This is a genomic window from Rhodococcus sp. NPDC058505 (genome assembly GCF_042720095.1).
Classification (GTDB): Bacteria; Actinomycetota; Actinomycetes; order Mycobacteriales; family Mycobacteriaceae; genus Rhodococcus_G.
Map to the genome: position 1 here is coordinate 78613 of NZ_JBHXNB010000002.1, position 19920 is coordinate 98532.

At 70.3% G+C, this 19920-nt stretch carries 13 protein-coding genes; 11 read left to right on the forward strand and 2 right to left on the reverse strand.

The window, feature by feature from the left end:
* Positions 1–50 precede the first annotated feature (50 nt).
* A complete protein-coding gene (locus tag ACFWPA_RS02000; RefSeq protein WP_378509307.1) occupies positions 51–839 on the forward strand; it encodes an AraC family transcriptional regulator in 789 nt (262 codons plus the stop codon).
* 212 nt (positions 840–1051) lie between these two features.
* Here ACFWPA_RS02000 and ACFWPA_RS02005 read toward each other — a convergent pair whose 3' ends face one another.
* Positions 1052–2026, reverse strand: a complete 975-nt coding sequence (locus ACFWPA_RS02005) for an NYN domain-containing protein (RefSeq protein WP_378569568.1) — start codon at positions 2024–2026, stop codon at positions 1052–1054.
* Between the two features lie 131 nt (positions 2027–2157).
* Here ACFWPA_RS02005 and ACFWPA_RS02010 point away from each other — a divergent pair, with 131 nt between their 5' ends.
* Both ACFWPA_RS02010 and ACFWPA_RS02015 read left to right on the forward strand, forming a co-directional pair.
* On the forward strand, positions 2158–3477 hold the full coding sequence (locus tag ACFWPA_RS02010) for a ClC family H(+)/Cl(-) exchange transporter (protein ID WP_378569569.1): 1320 nt from the start codon (positions 2158–2160) through the stop codon (positions 3475–3477).
* 69 nt (positions 3478–3546) lie between these two features.
* Positions 3547–4443, forward strand: coding sequence for an esterase/lipase family protein (locus ACFWPA_RS02015; RefSeq protein WP_378509304.1), 897 nt, complete (start codon positions 3547–3549; stop codon positions 4441–4443).
* A gap of 112 nt (positions 4444–4555) precedes the next feature.
* Here ACFWPA_RS02015 and ACFWPA_RS02020 read toward each other — a convergent pair whose 3' ends face one another.
* Positions 4556–5584, reverse strand: coding sequence for an FAD-dependent monooxygenase (locus tag ACFWPA_RS02020; protein ID WP_378509303.1), 1029 nt, complete (start codon positions 5582–5584; stop codon positions 4556–4558).
* A gap of 95 nt (positions 5585–5679) precedes the next feature.
* On the opposite strand from ACFWPA_RS02020, the gene ACFWPA_RS02025 reads away from it, so the two are divergent.
* The 8 genes from ACFWPA_RS02025 (at position 5680) to ACFWPA_RS02060 (ending at position 19783) form a co-directional block, all read left to right on the forward strand.
* A complete protein-coding gene (locus ACFWPA_RS02025; RefSeq protein ID WP_378509302.1) occupies positions 5680–6279 on the forward strand; it encodes a TetR/AcrR family transcriptional regulator in 600 nt (199 codons plus the stop codon).
* 282 nt (positions 6280–6561) lie between these two features.
* Entirely contained in the window at positions 6562–11157 is a 4596-nt protein-coding gene (gltB, locus tag ACFWPA_RS02030) for a glutamate synthase large subunit (protein WP_378509301.1), read from the forward strand.
* Positions 11150–12604, forward strand: coding sequence for a glutamate synthase subunit beta (locus ACFWPA_RS02035; protein ID WP_378509300.1), 1455 nt, complete (start codon positions 11150–11152; stop codon positions 12602–12604). Before gltB ends, ACFWPA_RS02035 begins: the two co-directional genes overlap by 8 nt.
* Before the next feature lie 253 nt (positions 12605–12857).
* A complete protein-coding gene (locus ACFWPA_RS02040) occupies positions 12858–14636 on the forward strand; it encodes an Ig-like domain-containing protein (protein ID WP_378569570.1) in 1779 nt (592 codons plus the stop codon).
* 78 nt (positions 14637–14714) lie between these two features.
* Positions 14715–16412: an Ig-like domain repeat protein gene (locus ACFWPA_RS02045; RefSeq protein ID WP_378569571.1), complete on the forward strand. Its 1698-nt coding sequence runs from the start codon at positions 14715–14717 to the stop codon at positions 16410–16412.
* A gap of 198 nt (positions 16413–16610) precedes the next feature.
* Positions 16611–17504, forward strand: a complete 894-nt coding sequence (locus tag ACFWPA_RS02050; RefSeq protein WP_378509296.1) for a polyphosphate polymerase domain-containing protein — start codon at positions 16611–16613, stop codon at positions 17502–17504.
* 36 nt (positions 17505–17540) lie between these two features.
* Positions 17541–18218: a DUF4956 domain-containing protein gene (locus ACFWPA_RS02055; RefSeq protein ID WP_378509295.1), complete on the forward strand. Its 678-nt coding sequence runs from the start codon at positions 17541–17543 to the stop codon at positions 18216–18218.
* Positions 18218–19783 (forward strand): CotH kinase family protein, encoded by a 1566-nt coding sequence (locus ACFWPA_RS02060; RefSeq protein WP_378509294.1) that lies wholly within the window; start codon positions 18218–18220, stop codon positions 19781–19783. Before ACFWPA_RS02055 ends, ACFWPA_RS02060 begins: the two co-directional genes overlap by 1 nt.
* The last annotated feature ends 137 nt before the right edge of the window (positions 19784–19920 follow it).

Sequence of the window (19920 nt, forward strand, 5' to 3'; positions counted from 1 at the left end):
ATGACCCGCCACAGTTGGCCACAATCCGCACGGAGGCCACACTATGTCGCATGGAGGACATCGGCGCGATCGTCGTGGGTCACTTCCCGCTGGCCTCGGGGGAGTGGATCCCCGAGCACCGTCACACCCACCACCAGATCGCCTGGACCCGCCGGGGAGTCCTGAGCGTCGGGGTCGGCGAGCTGTACTGGGTTCTGCCGCCGACCAGGGCGCTGTGGATACCCGCTGGCATCTCCCACACGACGGGTGCCACCCGCGACGCGGTGCTGTGCAGCCTGTATCTGGCCCCCGAGCAGTGCCCGCTGGACTGGACCGAGCCCACGGTGGTCGGCATCGACGGCCTGCTGGCCGAACTGGCGGCGTACCTGGCCCGGGACGACCTGCCCGACGAGGCGCGGTTGCGCGCCGAGGCGGTGGTGCCCGACCTGCTGCACCCGCTGCCGACCCGTCCCATCGAGGTGCCGCAGCCCACCGACGAGCGCGTCCGGATCGTGGCGGACGCCCTGCTCGCGGATCCGGCCGACCCGCGTGGCCTGGAGGCCCACGCGCGCGTCGTCGGGGTGAGCAGGCGGACCTTGACGCGGCAGTTCAGCCGCGACACCGGGATGAGCTTCGATCGGTGGCGCACCCGGGTCCGGCTGCGCGCGGCCCTGCCGCTGCTGGCGGAGGGGCAGCCGGTGTCGCGCGTGGCGCACGCCGTGGGGTACGCCACCGCGAGTGCGTTCCTGGCGGCGTTCCGGCGCACGGTCGGCACCACGCCCCGGCGGTACCTGCTCACCGGACCCGACGAGGAGGTCCACCGCGTCAGGTTCACCAGGGACAGCAGTCACGACGCGTGAGCGGGGGACGCGGTCCCGTCGAGAACGTCCGGTCGGCGGGACCGTCATCCGATCGTGCGGCAGTCCACAGACCTTCTGCGGCACACGCAGGGCTATTCGACGCGCACTGCCCTGTGCACGCCGGAAAAGGCTTGTGCACAGGGGTAGTGCAGCCAGCGCCGAATCGGTAGGCCTGCGGCGAATCGCCGAACAGCACTGCGGCCCACGGCAGTTCAGCTCTCGTCGTACTTCTCCCAGAACCGCGCCCGCAGCCGGTACCGGATCCGCTCGTCCAGGTCGTACCGCTGCATCACGTCGGAGGCATCGAGCAGCAGCGCGCGGTCGATGTCGCGGGGGATCGACGGCTTCGCGTTCTGCAGCTCCTGCAGGCCCGCGGGGGTGGCGCTCTCCCGGAACGAGGTGAGGACGCGCAGCACCACCTCGTCGATCAGGTCGTCGCGGTCGACGTCCTCGTAGCCGCGCTGCGCCTGTGCGGGGGATCCGGTCGAGACGCTGTAGGCGAGCACGCTCGACGGCCGCGGCGCGGCAGGGGGGTGCGCCGCGGTCGCCACGTCGAGGGGGGTGCGGGCGGTCGGCCGGGCCGCCGCCACCGCGGGGGTGCGCGGCGCGGGCACCGGGGCCGGCGCCGGCACGGGTTGCCGGTCCACCTTCATTACCGCGGCGTCGACCGCGGCCCCGTCGATGCTGTCGAGTTCGTCGGCGGCCCGGATCAGGTGCCTACTCACCCCGTGCGGCTTGCCGCCGACGGTGGGGACGGCGAGCAGCACCACCTGGACGCCGTGCACCTGCGCCTCCTCGACGGCCTCGGTGAGGTCGTCGTCGCCGGAAACGAGGAAGAACACATCGGATGCGCCGTTGCGGGCGTGCGCCACCAGGTCGAGGCCGATCCGGATGTCGACGCCCTTCTGCTCGCCGGTGTACCCGAACCGGCCGAGCCGAAGCTTCACCTTCGGGAGCTCGCCGATCCGCTCCTGCTGACAGTCGGGGATGCCGTCGCGAGCCGAGTCGTACCAGTGCACGCGCAGCACCGGCAGACCCGACCGCGCCTCCGCGGCGTCGACCAGGGAACTGATCAGCGGGGCGTACTCGACGTGGATCCCGCTGCGCAGCGACGTCCCGGTGATCCGCGTCGCCGCGGACGCGAGGAGGTAGCCGGCATCGATGTACAGGGAACAGGTCGACCGCATGCACCCACTATCGCCCACCGCCCCTGCCGTTTCCGGCGATTGCGTCCCGCCGTCGTGTCCCGGACCCCGGTGCGGGCGCCCCAAGTCGGCGATACTGGGCGGGACCACCGTGCACCTCCATGGAAGCCGACATGGCGCACACACCGGCAGGTTCCGACGACCCCACCCGCGGGCTGGTGCTGTTGTGTGCGGTGGCGCTCGGCGCTGGCGTCGCGATCGGTTTCGTCGGCGGCGCCTTCCGGTGGTGCCTGCGGCTCGCCGACCGGTGGCGGCTCGACCTCCTGGACTGGGCGGATCGGGCACCGGGCCCGGCGTGGCTGGTGCCCGTCGCGGTCACCGCCGTCGGCGCCGCGTCCGCCGCCGTGATCGCGCAGCGGATGCCGCTCGCGGCGGGCAGCGGCATCCAGCACGTCGAGGCCACCGCCCGCGGCGAGTCCGCGCCGCCGACGCTGCCGCTGGTGCCCGCGAAGTTCGTCGGGGGACTGCTCGCGATCGGCGGCGGTCTCGTCCTCGGCAGGGAGGGCCCGACCGTCCACATGGGTGCCGCGATCGGCGCCGAGGCGGGACGCCGCGCCCGCCTCGGGACGGACGACGTCCGGCTCACCCAGTCCGCCATCGCAGGCGCCGGGCTCGCGGTCGCGTTCAACGCCCCGGTCGGCGGGGCGCTGTTCGCGTTCGAGGAGGTCACCCACACGTTCCGGTTGCGGATCGTCGTCCCCACCCTGCTCGCGGTCGCCGTCGCGGTCGCCTGCTCCCGGCTGGTGCTCGGCGACCACCCCGACTTCGACGTCCGGCCCGGCGCCGCCCCCGCGATCGCGTGGCTGCCCATGTTCGCGGTGTTCGGCCTGCTGACCGGCCTGCTCGGCGTCGCATACAACCGGCTCGTGATCGGCTTCCTCGACCTCGCCGCGGCAGCGGGCCGGGTTCCGCCAGCGGTGCGGGCGGCGATGATCGGCGCCCTGATCGGTTGCCTGCTGATCGCCGACCCGCGGGCCGCGGGCGGCGGCGACACCCTGACCCAGGAGATCGTCGGCGGGGGGACGCTGCTGCTGCCGGCGGTGCTCACGCTGCTGCTGGTCCGGTTTGTTGCCGGGCCCCTCTCCTACGCCGCGGGGACGCCCGGCGGCCTGTTCGCGCCGCTGCTCGCCGTCGGCGCCCTGTGGGGTGTGCTCTACACCCGGCTCGCGGACGCCGTCCTGCCCGCCGACCTCGCGGCGCTCACGGTGCCGATGGCGGTCGTCGGGATGGCGGCGTTCTTCGGTGCGACGGTCCGCGCACCGTTGACGGGCATCGTGCTGGTGATCGAGATGACCGCGACCGCGGAGCTCACCGTCCCGATGGCGGCCGCGACGGCGATGGCGGTGCTCGTCGCGCAGCTCGCCGGAGCCGCGCCGATCTACGACAGCCTCCGGGACCGGATGATCCGCGGAATGCGGCCCGGGGCGCCGTGATCCGCGCGATCGTGCCATCCGGGCTACCGTCGACGCGTCGCGCAGGGGATGAGGGTGGGAGGACCGGTCATGGGTGGTGTGCGGGTGCTGGCGTCGGCGCTGCTGGCGATCGGGGTCGCGGTGGGCACCGGTGCGATCGCGCAGGCGGCCCCCGGATCGGGGTCGCTCGATCCGGTGGCGCTGCCCGCAGGCGAGGCGGTGGTGCCGCCGATCGACTGCGCGTCCACCGCGGCACGTCCCCGGCCGGTGATCGTGCTGCCCGGCGCGGACGGCACCACCGCCCAGACCGCCGACCAGTGGGCCACCGTCACCTCCGCGCTCCGCGACGCCGGCGCCTGCACGCTGGTGTTTCAGGGCGGCGTCGTCGACGGCACGCGGTGGGCCGGGAACATCCCGGACGCGGCCGCGCAGCTCGCGTCGTTCGTGGCCGCGGTGCGCGAACACACCGGCGCGGACACCGTCGACCTCGTCGCCCACTCCGCGGGCAGCGTCGTCTCGAACTACTACCTGAAGGTTCTCGGCGGGGCGCCCGCCGTGACCCACGCCGTGTTCCTGGCACCGGAGGGCCGGTCCTGCGACGGCGCGGGTTTCCTTGCCGCGTACGGGATCCGCAACCCGGCGGTCACGCCGGTCCAGGTGCTGCGGGCGCTGCCGTTCCTGCCGCCGCTGCTCGGGCACCTGTCGCCGGACCTCGCGGTCGCGCTCCAGTTGGCGCCCGGCTCCCGGGTGCACCGCGAGGTGTTCGAATCCGGGCCGGTCACCCAGGCCGGGGTGTCCTACTCGATCCTCGCCACCGCCCGCGACGAGATCGCCACCCCCGCCCCCAGCTGTTCGTTCATCGACGAACCCGGCGTCACGAACACCCTGTTCGAGGACGCCTTCCCCGGCGCCCCCGCGGTCGATCACTCCGCTCTGCGGTCGAGCCCGCAGGCCGCCGGCTGGGTCGTCGGCCGGCTGGCGCAGTGACGCTGCCCACAGTGCGGCGACATCACGATCCGGTCACGCTATGGTTACCGACAGCACTGGCCGCAGCTGATTCGAATCGCTGCGGTCAGTAGTCGTTTCGGGGCCTTTCCCCTCAGGACACCGTCCGCCGGGTTCCGGTCGCCGCCCCGAGCGCCGCGTCCCGCAGTCGGATCAGCGTGCCTGCGGTCGCGACCCGGCCCATCATCCGCGAGCCGCGCACCAGCATCCGCGTCCGCCATCGACGCGCGCGGTCGTAGCGGCGCAACGCGGTCGCGACGTCGGGACTCTCGGACAGGGCACGCGCGAGGGTGGCCGCGTCGACGATCGCCTCGCACGCGCCGCGACCCAGGTTCGGCGCCATCGCGTGCGCGGCGTCGCCGATCAACGCGACGTTGCCGCGCACGTACGACGGCAGCGCAGGCGACTCGTACAGGTCGTGATGCAGCAGGGCCGCCCCGTCGAGACGGTCGAGGACGTCCCGAACCTCGGCATGCCAGCCGCCGAACCTGGTGCGCAGGAACGCAATTCCACCGTCCGGCAATCCAGGTTTGACGCGCGCCGCGGCGAAGACGTTGGTGAGGCCGCCGTCGCGCGGGGTGATCCCGAACAGGGCCCCGGCGTCCCAGGTCTCGGCGGTGACGTCGGTGTCGCCGGGCACCCAGCCGCGCCACGCCGTCATCCCGAGCGGCCGCGCCCGATACCGCGGGCCGGCGATCGCCTCCCGGATGCCGCTGCCGATCCCGTCCGCACCGATCACCACGTCGGCCCCGGCCGGGACGGCGTCGACGGTCCGGCCGAACCGCAGCACCCCGTCGGGCAGGGCGGCGGCGAGCACGCCGAGCAGGGCGGGCCGCGACACCAGGACCGGCGACCCGCGGACGGCGAGCCGGGCGATCGTGCTGCCGTCGGGCCGCAGGATCGCGCCGGACGGCAGCGCGACGCCGCGCCCGCGGATCGGGTCGCCGAGCCCGACCGCGTCGAGGGCATCCAGCGCCGCGGGCCACATTCCCAGCGCGGTGCCGGTGTCCGGTACCGCGGGGGAGCGTTCCAGCACCCGAACCTCCCACCCCGCCCGAATCAGGTGCGTGGCCGCGGTCAGCCCGCCGATGCCGCCGCCGACGATGGTCACGGTTCCGCGCATGACCGCCACCCTACTACCGACGTAGTGCCGCATCACTACGTCGGTAGTCTTTGCCTGCGCCGGCGGTCGGGGACTACCTCGGTAGTGTTCCGGGCATGCCAGCCAACCGGGACCGTGCGCTGGACGCCGCGATCGCCCTCCTCGGCACGCGCGGCCTGAAGGGGCTGACGCATCGCGGTGTCGACGCGGCGGCGGGCCTGCCGCAGGGATCCACGTCGAACCACTTCCGGACCAGGAATGCGCTGCTCGCGGCCGTGGTCGCGCGGCTCGTCGAGCGGGACAGGGAAGACTGGGCGTCGCTCGGCGCCGCCCGGCTGCCCGCGACGCTGACCGACCTCGCCGACGGGCTGGCCGGCTACGTGCTGCTCGCCGTCGGCCGGGACCGGGTGCGGACCACCGCGCGGTTCGTGCTGGTCGCCGCCGCCGCGACCGACCCGACGCTGGCCGCCCCGATCGGTGCGGGCCGCGCCGAACTGGTGGCGTGGGGGAGCACGATGCTGGCAATGCTCGGGGCCGCCGATCCGCACCGGAACGCGGTGCTCCTCACCGACTACCTGGACGGGGTCATCCTGCACCGGCTGACCCCGCCGCCGACCCCGGCCGAGCCCGCCGCGGCGGCGGACCAGTTCGACCCGCGGGCGGGGATTGTTACCGTTCTCGGCGCGGTGTTCGGCGCCGACGCGGGCCGCTTCTGACCGGGCGTCCAACGAATCACCCCAGGTCGCGGCCAGAAAAGGCTACCCTTGGTTGGCGCGATGTGGGTTTCGTGAATTATCGTTTTCGGAACATGCTGGACACACAAGAGTCCAGAGGGCCACCCGGTCGAGCCGACGGAGGCGGGAACCCCCGCCGGATCCGTCCGCCGCGACCGCAGGGTGGGCGCGCCGATCCGACGCTGTGTCGGCGCTCGTTTTGCCACGTGATGGCCATCAGCGTTGCTGGTCGTCTGTGCACTTTCACGCACACGAAGGCTAGGTATGAAGCAATTTCCAGGCCACCGGTCTCACGGACCCCAGGGCCTCTATGACCCCGCAAACGAGCACGACGCGTGTGGTGTCGCGTTCGTCGTCGACATGCACGGTCGCCGCAGCCGCGACATCGTCGACAAGGCCATCACCGCGCTGGTGAACCTCGAGCACCGCGGCGCCGCTGGCGCCGAGCCCAACAGCGGTGACGGCGCGGGCATCCTGCTGCAGGTCCCGGACTCGTTCCTGCGCGCGGTCGTCGACTTCGAGCTGCCCGCCGAGGGCGCCTACGCGACCGGCATCGGTTTCCTCCCGCAGGGCGAGGCCGCCGCCGACGAGGCAGCAGCCGGCGTCGAGAAGATCGCCGCGGACGAGGGCCTGACGGTCCTCGGCTGGCGCGCGGTCCCCACCGACGCGTCGTCGCTCGGCGCGATGGCCCGCGACGCGATGCCCACCTTCCGGCAGGTGTTCCTGGCCGGGACCGGCCTGGCAGGCATGGACCTCGAGCGCCGGGCCTACGTCGTCCGCAAGCGCGTCGAGCACGAGCTCGGCGACGGCGGTGCAGGCGCGGACGGCCCCGGCAAGGAGTCGGTGTACTTCCCCAGCCTGTCCGGGCAGACCTTCGTCTACAAGGGCATGCTGACCACCCCGCAGCTCAAGAGCTTCTACCTGGACCTGCAGGACGAGCGCATGGAGTCCGCGCTGGGCCTGGTGCACTCGCGCTTCTCCACCAACACCTTCCCGTCGTGGCCGCTGGCGCACCCGTTCCGCCGCGTCGCGCACAACGGCGAGATCAACACCGTCACCGGCAACGAGAACTGGATGCGGGCCCGCGAGGCGCTCATCACCTCCGACGTGTTCGGTGCGGGCAAGCTGGAGAAGATCTTCCCGGTCTGCACCCCCGGCGCCTCCGACACCGCGCGCTTCGACGAGGTGCTTGAGCTGCTGCACCTCGGCGGCCGCAGCCTGCCGCACGCCGTGCTGATGATGATCCCGGAGGCCTGGGAACGTCACGAGAGCATGGATCCGGCGCGGAAGGCGTTCTACGAGTACCACTCCGCGCTGATGGAGCCGTGGGACGGCCCGGCGTCGGTGTGCTTCACCGACGGCACCGTCGTCGGCGCCGTCCTCGACCGCAACGGCCTGCGCCCGAGCCGGGTCTGGGTCACCGACGACGGTCTCGTCGTGATGGCATCCGAGGTCGGCGTCCTCGACATCGATCCCGCGAAGGTGGTCACCAAGACCCGCCTGCAGCCCGGTCGGATGTTCCTGGTGGACACCGCGCAGGGCCGCATCGTCTCCGACGACGAGATCAAGTCCGAGCTCGCCGCCGCGCAGCCGTACCAGGAATGGCTCGACGCGGGCATGGTCCGCACCGAGAACCTGCCCGAGCGCGAGGTCATCCACATGAACCACGAGCGCGTGCTGATCCGTCAGCAGGTGTTCGGGTACACCACCGAGGAGCTGAACATCCTCCTCGCGCCGATGGCGAAGACCGGCGGTGAGGCGCTCGGCTCGATGGGCACCGACACCCCGATCGCGGTGCTGTCCGCCCGCTCGCGCCTGCTGTTCGACTACTTCCAGCAGCTGTTCGCGCAGGTCACCAACCCGCCGCTGGACGCGATCCGGGAAGAGGTCGTCACCAGCATCGGCGGCAGCATCGGCCCCGAGGGCGACCTGCTCAACCCGGGACCGGACTCCTGCAAGCAGCTGTTCCTGCCCTCGCCGATTCTGCACAACGACGACCTCGCGAAGCTGGTCCACGTCAACGACGACGGTGAGTTCCCCGGCTTCCGCTCGGTCGTCATCCCCGGCCTCTACCGGGTCGCGGACGGCGGCGCCGGCCTGCGCGCCGCGCTGGACAGCATCCGGTTCCAGGTGTCGGAGGCGATCGCGGGCGGTGCCCGCATCATCGTGCTCACCGACCGCAACTCGAACGAGACGTTCGCGCCGATCCCGTCGCTGCTGCTGACCGCGGCCGTGCACCACCACCTGGTGCGGGAGCGGTCCCGCACGAAGGTCGGCCTGGTCGTCGAGGCCGGTGACGCCCGCGAGGTGCACCACATGGCGATGCTCGTCGGCTTCGGTGCCGCCGCGGTCAACCCGTACATGGCCTTCGAGTCGATCGAGGACATGATCGAGAGCGGCCAGCTCACCGGCGTCACCTACGAGCAGGGTGTCGCGAACTACATCAAGGCGGCGGGCAAGGGCGTGCTCAAGGTGATGTCCAAGATGGGCATCTCCACCCTCGCCTCGTACACGGGTGCGCAGCTGTTCCAGGTGATCGGCCTGTCGCAGGAGCTCATCGACGAGTACTTCACCGGCCTGCGGTCGCAGCTCGGCGGTATTGGGCTCGACGAGATCGCGGCCGACGTGAAGGTGCGGCACCAGCACGCCTACCTGCCCCGCAAGGAAGAGCGCGCGCACCGCGAGCTCGAGGTCGGCGGCGAATACCAGTGGCGCCGTGAGGGCGAGTACCACCTGTTCAACCCGGACACGGTCTTCAAGCTGCAGCACGCCACCCGCACCGGCCAGTACTCGATCTTCAAGGAGTACACCAAGATGGTCGACGACCAGTCCGAGCGACTGGCGTCCCTGCGTGGCCTGTTTGCGTTCAAGTCCGGTCTGCGCGAGCCGATCTCGATCGACGAGGTCGAGCCGGCGAGCGAGATCGTCAAGCGGTTCTCCACCGGTGCGATGAGCTACGGCTCGATCTCCGCGGAGGCCCACGAGACCCTCGCGATCGCGATGAACCGGCTCGGCGCACGCTCGAACTCCGGTGAGGGCGGCGAGGATCCGCGGCGCTTCGAGGTCGAGGAGAACGGTGACTGGCGCCGGTCCGCGATCAAGCAGGTCGCGTCCGGACGCTTCGGTGTCACCTCGCACTACCTGACCAACTGCACCGACATTCAGATCAAGATGGCGCAGGGTGCCAAGCCCGGTGAGGGCGGCCAGCTGCCCCCGCACAAGGTGTACCCGTGGGTCGCCGAGGTGCGCGGCTCGACGCCGGGCGTCGGCCTGATCTCGCCGCCGCCGCACCACGACATCTACTCGATCGAGGATCTCGCGCAGCTGATCCACGACCTGAAGAACGCCAACCCGGCGGCCCGCATCCACGTGAAGCTGGTTTCCGAGGTCGGTGTCGGCACCGTCGCCGCTGGCGTCTCCAAGGCGCACGCCGACGTGGTGCTCATCTCCGGTCACGACGGCGGCACCGGCGCCTCCCCGCTCACCTCGCTCAAGCATGCGGGTGCGCCGTGGGAGCTCGGCCTCGCCGAGACGCAGCAGACGTTGCTGCTCAACGGTCTTCGGGACCGGATCGTGGTGCAGGTCGACGGTCAGATGAAGACCGGCCGGGACGTGATGATCGCGACGCTGCTCGGCGGCGAGGAGTTCGGTTTCGCGACCGCTCCGCTCGTGGTGTCCGGCTGCATCATGATGCGCGTGTGCCACCTCGACACCTGCCCCGTCGGTGTCGCGACCCAGAACCCGTTGCTGCGCAGCCGGTTCACCGGCAAGCCGGAGTTCGTGGAGAATTTCTTCCTGTTCATCGCCGAGGAGGTGCGTGAGCTGCTCGCCGAGCTCGGCTTCCGCACCCTCGAGGAGGCGGTCGGTCAGGTCGACGTCCTCGACACCACGAAGGCGCAGGAGGTGTGGAAGGCGTCCAAGCTGGACCTTTCACCGATCCTCGCCGCGCCGACAACGGCGTTCCCGGACCAGGACCTGTACTGCACCGGAACCCAGGACCACGCGCTGGACAAGGCGCTGGACCAGGAGCTGATCGCCCAGGCCCGGCCCGCACTCGACGCCGGTGCTGCCGTGCGGATCGAGTCGAAGATCACCAACGTCAACCGGACGGTCGGCACCATGCTCGGCCACGAGCTGACCAAGGTGTACGGCGCGGAAGGACTGCCGGACAACACGATCGACATCACGTTCACCGGCTCGGCGGGCAACAGCTTCGGCGCGTTCGTCCCGAAGGGCATGACGCTGCGCCTGAACGGCGACGCCAACGACTTCGTCGGCAAGGGCCTCTCGGGTGGCCGCATCGTGGTGCGGCCGTCGCTGCAGGCGCCGAGCGAATTCGTCGCCGAGGACAACATCGTCGCGGGCAACGTCCTGCTGTTCGGTGCCACCGGCGGCGAGGCGTACTTCCGCGGCGTGGCCGGTGAACGGTTCGCGGTCCGCAACTCGGGTGCCACCACCGTCGTCGAGGGCGTCGGCGACCACGGCTGCGAGTACATGACCGGCGGCCGGGTCGTCATCCTCGGTGCGACCGGCCGCAACTTCGGTGCGGGCATGTCCGGCGGCGTCGCGTTCGTCTACAACGCCGACCGGTCCTTCGAGGCGAACCTCAACACCGAACTGGTGGACCTCGAGGACCTCGAGCACGACGACTTCGCGTGGCTCAAGGCCACCGTGGAGAAGCATCGGGACGAGACCGGGTCGGAGGTTGCCGCGCGCATCCTCGCGGACTGGTCACAGCAGGTCAACCACTTCGCGAAGGTCATGCCCCGCGACTACAAGAAGGTGCTCGTGGCGATCGACACCGCGAAGAAGAACGGAAAGAACGTGGACGAGGCGATCATGGAGGCCGCTCGTGGCTGATCCGAATGGCTTCCTCAAGCACACCTCCCGGGAGACCCCGGTCCGGCGGCCGGTGCCGCTGCGGCTGATGGACTGGAAGGAGGTGTACGAGGACTTCGACTCGAAGACCCTCCGCACCCAGGCCAGCCGCTGCATGGACTGCGGTATCCCGTTCTGCCACAACGGCTGCCCGCTCGGGAACCTGATTCCCGAGTGGAACGACCTGATCTACAAGGATCAGTGGCGGGAGGCGTTCGACCGGCTGCACGCGACGAACAACTTCCCGGAGTTCACCGGGCGGCTGTGCCCGGCCCCGTGCGAGGCGTCCTGCGTCCTCGGCATCAACCAGGACCCGGTCACCATCAAGCAGGTCGAGGTCGAGATCATCGACCGCGCCTTCGACGAGGGCTGGGTCAACCCGATCCGCACCTCCAGCCTGACCGGCAAGAAGGTCGCGGTCGTCGGGTCCGGCCCGGCTGGCCTGGCCGCCGCGCAGCAGCTGACCCGCGCCGGGCACACGGTGACGGTGTACGAGCGGGCCGACCGCATCGGTGGCCTGCTCCGCTACGGCATCCCCGAGTTCAAGATGGAGAAGCGGCACATCGACCGCCGCCTGGTGCAGATGGAGTCCGAAGGCACCGTCTTCCGCACCGGCGTCAATGTCGGTGTCGACATCACCGCCGAGGAGCTCAGGGCGCAGTACGACGCGGTCGTGCTGGCCGGCGGCGCCACCGAGGCCCGCGACCTGCCGATTCCCGGCCGGGAGCTGGACGGCATCCACCAGGCGATGGAGTTCCTGCCGATCGCCAACAGGGTGCAGTTCGGCGATCTCGACGCGCCGACCATCACGGCGGAGGGCAAGAAGGTCGTCATCATCGGCGGCGGCGACACCGGCGCCGACTGCCTCGGCACCTCGCTGCGGCAGGGCGCGGAGATCGTGCACCAGTTCGAGATCATGCCGCGCCCGCCGGAGGAGCGTGCCGACTCCACCCCGTGGCCGACGTACCCGCTGATGTACCGGGTGTCCTCGGCGCACGAGGAGGGCGGCGAGCGCGTCTTCTCCGTCAACACCGAGGAATTCGTCGGCGAGAACGGCAAGGTCACCGCGCTCAAGGCGCACGAGGTCCAGATGGTCGACGGCCGCTTCCAGAAGGTGGAGGGCTCGGACTTCGATCTCGAGGCCGACCTGGTGTTGCTCGCGATGGGGTTCGTCGGACCGGAGAAGCCGGGCCTGCTCACCGATCTCGGCGTCGACCTGACCGACCGCGGCAACGTCGCCCGCTCCGACGAGTGGACCACCAATGTCGACGGAGTCTTCGTGGCCGGTGACATGGGCCGCGGACAGTCCCTGATCGTGTGGGCGATTGCGGAGGGCCGTTCGTGTGCGGCCGCCGTCGACGCCTACCTCGAGGGCGGGCAGACCTTCCTGCCGTCCCCGATCAAGCCCACCGCTGCCCCGCAACGGTAGGAAGACCGCCGGTCAGCGTCGCCCGGCATCATCTCGGCAACCCGCCGCTCCGGACCTGGTCCGGGGCGGCGGGTTGCGTTGTGCCGAGGGTGCCGGCCCCGTGTCGTTCAGTTGGACGAATGTCCGATTGATCTGGACGAATGTTCAGCAAACCGCTCCCTGTGCTTTGCAATGCCATTACCCTCCCCTCCCGACATGTGACCGCAATCACGCATGAGGGCCGCCTTCCGGCTGGTCCGCCGAGGAGGTAGCAGTGCGCCTGACCCTTCCCCGTCGCCTCGCGACACCGATCATCGCGGCAGCGGCCGCCGCCGGGCTCGTGCTCGGCGTGACGAACGGGATCGCCGCCGCCGACGATCCGCCGCCCGCCTGGTCCGGCGACCGGTCCGCGGACAACCTGCGGTGGAACCTGAGCCTGTCCGCGGTCAACGGCGCCGCCGTCGACCGCGCCCAGCCGGGTGTCAATGTCGTCCACCCGGGCGATACCGTCACCCTCACCGCCAAGATCTGGAAGAACGGCGGTGTCGACCGGACGGCCACCGCGATCCGACAGATCCAGCCCGCCGGGTTCCAGTACATCTCGCACACCATCAGCAAGCAGGCCAACGTCACCGACGAGGGTTCCGCCGGGGTCAGGGCCAGCTGCGCCGGTGGTGGGTGCGGCACGATCTGGGGACTCGGCAGCGGCTTCAAGAACGGCGTGGACTTTGCCGTCACCTACAAGATCCCCGACGCCCAGGCCTTCGGCGACTACGAGGCCGGCTTCGTCTTCGACGTCTATTCGTTCCAGTCGCAGCAGGGTGCGAACCCGGCGGGCGCCTGGCTGCGGGTCGTCGACCCGAACGTCGCCACCACCACCGAGCTGCAGGCCCCGGCCACCGCGAAGACCGGGGAGCCGGTGACGCTCACCGCGAACGTGGGACCCGCACACGCGGTCGGCACCGTGCAGTTCACGGACGGGAACACCAACATCGGTGACCCGGTTCCGGTTTCGGGTGGCGCCGCCACCCGGTCGCACACCTTCGACGCCCCGGGTGCCCACAGCATCGGCGCCACCTTCGTCGCGGGTGCCGGGTTCCACGGCTCGGTGTCCGGTGCGACGACCGTCGACGTCACCGCGGACACCAGCACCACCCTGTCCGCGCCGGCAACCGCGACCGTCGGTGACGACGTCGAGTTCACCGCGACGGTCGATCCGGCGGGCGCGACCGGCCAGGTCCAGTTCACGGCAGGGGCCGTCGATCTCGGTGCACCCGTCGACGTCGCGAACGGCACGGCACGCCTGACCCGCAGCTTCGCCGAGGCCGGTTCGCACAGCGTCACCGCCCGGTTCATCGGGGCCGGTGGCTACAACGGATCCTCCTCGGCCGCGGCCGATCTGACCGTCACCGACGCCGACTTCGGTACCACAACCACCGTCCTCGAACCCGTGACCGCCACCGTCGGCACCCCGGTGAACCTGTCCGCCACCGTGTTCCCGATCCCCGGCGGTGGTGAGGTGACCTTCACCGTCGACGGAACCACGATCGGGTCCGCCCCGGTCGGCACCGCCGACGGCGTGGCGGTGCTGCCGCATACGTTCGACGCCGCAGGCACCGCGAACGTGGTCGCCGAGTTCACCGGCGCCTCCGGATTCACCCCGTCCACCTCGGCGGGCTTCACCGTCACCGTCCGCAACCCGGACACCCGCGCGGCAACGTCGACCGCACTGTCGGTGTCCGGCAACGCCATCGTCGGCCAGACGGTGACCCTCACCGCCACCGTCGATCCGGCCAACGCGGGCGGCACCGTGCAGTTCAAGGCGGGCACCACGACGATCGGTGCCCCGGTTCCGGTGGTCAACGGCGTCGCGACGCTGACCCACACGTTCGACATCGACGGCACCTACGCGCTGACCGCGGGCTTCACCGGGGGCGCAGGCTTCAAGGACTCGGTCTCCGGACCGACCGTGCTCACCGTTGCCGTTGCGGGTGCGCCCGGCGGCACCGGCAGCGCCGACTTCGGGTCGCTGACCGACCTCTTCGGTTTCTGATCCACCCCGCCCGGGCCCGCGGAGCATTCCGGGTCCGGGCGGCGGTCCACCGCTTCGTATTCATCCGTAGGAGTATTCGTGCAGAAGAAGATTCGCGGGATCATGACGCCGATCGGGGCCGGTGCGATCGCCGGTATCACGTTGCTGGCCGGGGTGCCCGCCTCCGCAGCGCCCGCCGTCACCAACTTCAAGGCCTCGTGCCTGGCCACCCCGTCCGCGGTGGCCGGGCCGCAGACCCAGACCGACGACGCCGGGGTGACGGTCGACGCCCCCGAGACCGTTGCCGCCGGTGAGGAATTCGAGGTCACCATCCTCCCGTCGACGATCAGCTTCCCCAATTCGACCTCCGGGGCCAACGTCGTGAACGTCTCGCGCATCAAGATCGACGTCGCGATGCCGCAGAACGTGGAGTTTCTCGGCGCCGAGGTGGTACCGGGGACGAGCACCGGGTTGAGCGGTGTCGCGCCGAACGTGCTGCGGGTCAACGAGTCCGGCAACGTGGACCCGAACGGCGGGGTGCTGCGGTTGTCCGGCAACAACGCCACCATCGGCAACGGCCCGAACTCGAGCAAGAACAGCGAGGGCGGCATCGTCGCGAGGGCTGCGGGCGGCGCGGAGACCACCTTCCAGTTGCCGCAGGTCAGGGCCCGGCTGAAGGCGGGGCCGTCGGGGGCGGTCGAGATCACGCTGCGCACCGCGGGCACCGCGGGCCAGTGGGGCAAGGACGAGAACTTCATGACGTTCCTGCCGCGGGCCAGCGCACCCTTCGGCATCACCGCGTGGGCACCGACCCAGTGCACCCCACGCGACACCTCCTCCGCCCCGCTCAACGCGGGCGCAGGCGCGCTCGCCACGACGCGGATCATCGAGGCCGACAAGCAGACCACCACCACGATCGCCGCACCGGGCGCGGTGAAGAACGGCGACGAGGTCACCCTCACCGCGAACGTCGACCCGGCCGCGACCGGCGGCACCGTCCAGTTCGCGATCAACGGAACGGACCTCGGCGGCCCGGTCGCCGTCACCGACGGCACCGCCAGCATCACCCACACCTTCGACACCGACGGCGACGTCACGGTCACCGCGGTGTACTCCGGGACGCAGGGCTTCGGCGGGTCGACGGCAGCACCGAAGACGATCAACGTCAGCACCGACGACATCGTCACCAGCGTCGTGATGACCGCACCGGACCGGGCCTACGTCGGCCAGGACGTCAACCTGCGGGCACAGGTCACCCCCGCCGTCCAGGGCGGCACCGTCGAGTTCACGATCGGCGGCGGCGACCGGGTGACGGGCACGGTCGGCACCGACGGTGTCGCGGTCGCGCCGTACACGTTCACCGGCACCGGCACCCACAGTGTGGTCGCCCGCTACTCCGGCACCGAGGGCGTCGCCGCGTCCGTCGCCCCGGCCTTCCCGGTCAGCGTCACCACCGCACCGGCCGCGGCCGTCCGGACCACCACCAGCCTCGCGGCGGTGGGGACCGTCGCCCAGGGTCGACCGGTCACCCTGACGGCCACGATCGACCCGGCCGACGCCAACGGCACGGTGCAGTTCCTGCTCGGCAACACCCCGCTCGGTGCCCCGGTCCCGGTGGTCGACGGCGTCGCGACCCTGCCGACGACGTTCGCCAGTGCCGGAACGTTCAGTGTCACCGCGGAGTTCGTCGGCGCGTCCGGTTTCGTTGACTCGGCGTCGGATCCGCAGGAGCTGACCGTCCCGGGCAGCGAGGGCGGCGGAACCGGCAGCCTCGACGGGCTGTTCGGCTCCTCGTAGTAGCCCCGTCGCACCGACCGTGGCCACCCGGGCAGTTCGCCCGGGTGGCCACGGTCGTCTCACGCCATGGCTTCGATTCGCCGCCCAGCATTGGCAGCGAACTGCCAGGTTCATCCCATGAAGCGACAAGGTGAAGCCGGTGTGATCGGTTGGTGAACGTCGTCCGACGTTCGACCGAGACCGAGGAAGGCCGATCCGATGGGACTGTTCGACCGTTTCCGCACCCCCTCCGCGGAGGGCAGGCACCGGACGGAGGATGTCCTCACCGATCCCACCGGTTACCAGCGGACCGCGAGCAGGCTGCACGCGTTCAACCGGTACGAGATCAAGTACTTCGTCGACGAGATGAAGGTGCCCGAACTGCGGGCCGAACTCGCCGCGCGGATGGACACCGACCCGTACTCGCCGCACGGCGGCTACCCGGTGACGTCGCTGTATTACGACACCCCCGATCTGCGGTTCTACTGGGAGAAGATCGAGGGCCTGAAGTTCCGGCGCAAGCTGCGGCTGCGGCTGTACGGCCCGCCTGCCGCGTGCACCGACGAGACCCCGGTTCAGATCGAGATCAAGCAGCGGGTCAACCGGGTGACCCAGAAGCGCCGGATCGCGTTGCCGTACGGGCTCGCTCAGCGCTGGCTGAACGGCCGCGAGGAGATCGACGGTGATCCGTCGCAGCGACCGTTCGTGAACGAGGTGACCACGCTGATCGGGAACCTTGATCTGCGTCCGACGGTGACCACCGGCTACCTGCGGGAGGCGTTCGTCGGCAGGGAGGCGGATCTCGGGCTGCGGGTCACGATCGATCATAAGGTGCACGGCCGGGATCGGGACTTCCATTTCGCCTCCGGTGCCGAGAACCGCTACATCATCCCGCCGAAGCTGGCGATCGTCGAGCTCAAGGCGAACGAGCGGGTCCCCTACTGGGCGACGGATCTGACCGCGCGCCTGAACATGTCGGTGATCCGGGTGTCGAAGTATTGCCAGTCGGTGGAGGCCTTCGGGATGGCGCCGCGATCGCGGCACGGTGCGCCGGAGCTGGTGCTCCCGGACGGGTTCGACCGTCGGGTGCGGGCCGATCCGCTTCCTCTGTAACCCAGTGCGCTGCACGGAAAGCAAGACAGGAAACCCATGAATCTCAATCTCCAGGACCTCAGCGGTACCTTCAGCACATTCGACATCATCGTGTCGCTGTCACTGTCGTTCGTGCTGTCGGCGATCATCGGCTGGGTCTACCGGTACACCCACAAGAACGTGTCGTACAGCCAGTCGTACGTGCAGACGTTGGTGATGGTCGGCATGATCATCTCGCTGATCATGCTGGTCGTCGGCTCCAACATCGCCCGCGCCTTCGCTCTCGTCGGCGCACTGTCGGTGGTCCGATTCCGCAACGCCATCAAGGAAACCCGCGATGTCGGGTTCATCTTCCTGGTGATGGCGATCGGCATGACGACCGGCACCAGGTTCTATCTGCTGGCGATCGCCGCGACCGTCGCGATCTGCCTGGTGCTGCTGATCATGAACAGGTTCAGCTGGTTCAAGCTCGACGTGCAGCGCCAGGTGGTCAAGGTGCAGGTGCCGCCGGAGCAGGAGTACGCGGCCCTCGTCGACGACGTCCTCATTCGGTACTGCTCCGAGTTCGAGCTGGTGTCCACGGAGGCGGTCCGATCGGGTGCCCTGAACGAGATGTACTACACCGTCCAGCTGAAGAAGGGTCGCACGCCCGCCGAGCTGATCGCCGCCCTCGGCGCCGTCAACACCGGGCAGCGCGTGACCGTACTGACCGGATACGACCAGACGGACATCTGATGCCACCGACGAACGCCGCCCGGCCTCCTGGTCCGAAACTCGGTCTCCGGCACCGGATCCCGACATCGCTCCGACAGCATTGGAAGTTGCTGGTGGTGTTCGTTGCGTTCGTGACCGTGATGGCCACCGTCTTCGGTGGCACCCGCATCCGACCGACGATCACCGGCGACGCCTCGGTGATCGCGTCCCCGATCACCGACAACATCATCGGCACGGTGAACCTGTTCGACGATGCCGTGACGCACCAGGTGTCCCTCGAGATCACCGATGCCGAGTACGACGACATGATCACCGAGTTCCAGGCGACCGGGGACAAGAAGTGGGTCACCGCCGACCTCACGATCGACGGCACCTTCGTCAACGACGTGTCGATCCGGCTGAAGGGCAACTCCACCCTGATGGGGGTCAGCGGACGGGGCCCCGGCACCGACGGATTCGAACCGCCGGACGGCATGGGACCACCCGAGGGCATCGAGATCCCCGAGGGTGCCGACCCGATGGGCGCGATGGGTGAGCAGGCCTCGGAGGACGACCCGACCTCGCTGCCGCTGCTCATCAGCTTCGACGAGAACGAGGACGGGCGGGCCTACCAGGGCATGACGGAGCTGTCGGTCCGGCCCGGCTCCCCGGTGCTGAACGAGGCGATGTCGCTGTCGCTGACGGCCGGGACCGGGCAGCCGTCCCAGCGCTACGCGTACACGGTGTACTCGATCAACGACAGCGCCACCACCACCCGGCTGCTGCTCGAACACCCCGACGACACCTACGCCAACGCGCTGTTCGACTCGGACGGCTACCTGTACAAGGCGGATGCGAACTCCCGCTTCGAGTACGCGGGCGATGACCAGTCCGCCTACGCCGACCAGTTCAAGCAGATCAACGCCGTCGGCAGCGGGAACCTGCAGCCGATCATCGGCTTCCTGCGGTGGCTGGACACGGCGTCGGACAAGGAGTTCGACGCGCACCTGGCCGACTGGGTCGACGTCGACTCGTTCGCCCGGTACCTGGCAACCCAGAACCTGATCGTCAACGGCGACGACATGAGCGGGCCCGGGCAGAACTACTACCTCTGGTATGACCTCGACACCGGCAAGTTCACCGTCGTCTCGTGGGACCTCAACCTCGCGATGCAGGGGGACGCGACGGCCGGCCCGCACGACGAGGTTGCGTTGGCGATGGGGGCGGGTGGTCCGGGAGCAGGACCGGACGCCGGTGCGCCCGGTGCGGGCATGACCGCGCCGCAGGGCATGGCCGCGCCGAATGGCATGCCGCCGAGCGGCATGACCCCGCCGCAGGGCGGGCCGCCCGGGACGAGCAAGGACAACGCGATGAAGACCCGCTTCCTGGAGTCGGCCGCCTTCACCGCCGCGTACGAGGACGCCTACTGGGCGCTGTTCGACCAGATGTACGCGGGCGGGCTGGCCGCCGACCTCCTCGATCGGCTCGCGGTCACCGTCCCGGTCAGCGACGGGCTCGCCGCGGAGGATCTGCGGGCCGACGTCGACGCGATGCGCACCTGGATCGACCGCCGCACCGCCGCGCTGACCGGGCAGCGCACCGGCTGAGCGACGCGCCCGGTTGCCTGCCCCGGAGGGCGCGCATGGTATTTGTGTTCCGCCTCGCCGACCAGCGGTCGGCCGGGGTAACGTTTCTTTACCGCTTGTGCATCTTTTCGACACATCCCGGTGCGACGATCGCGGCG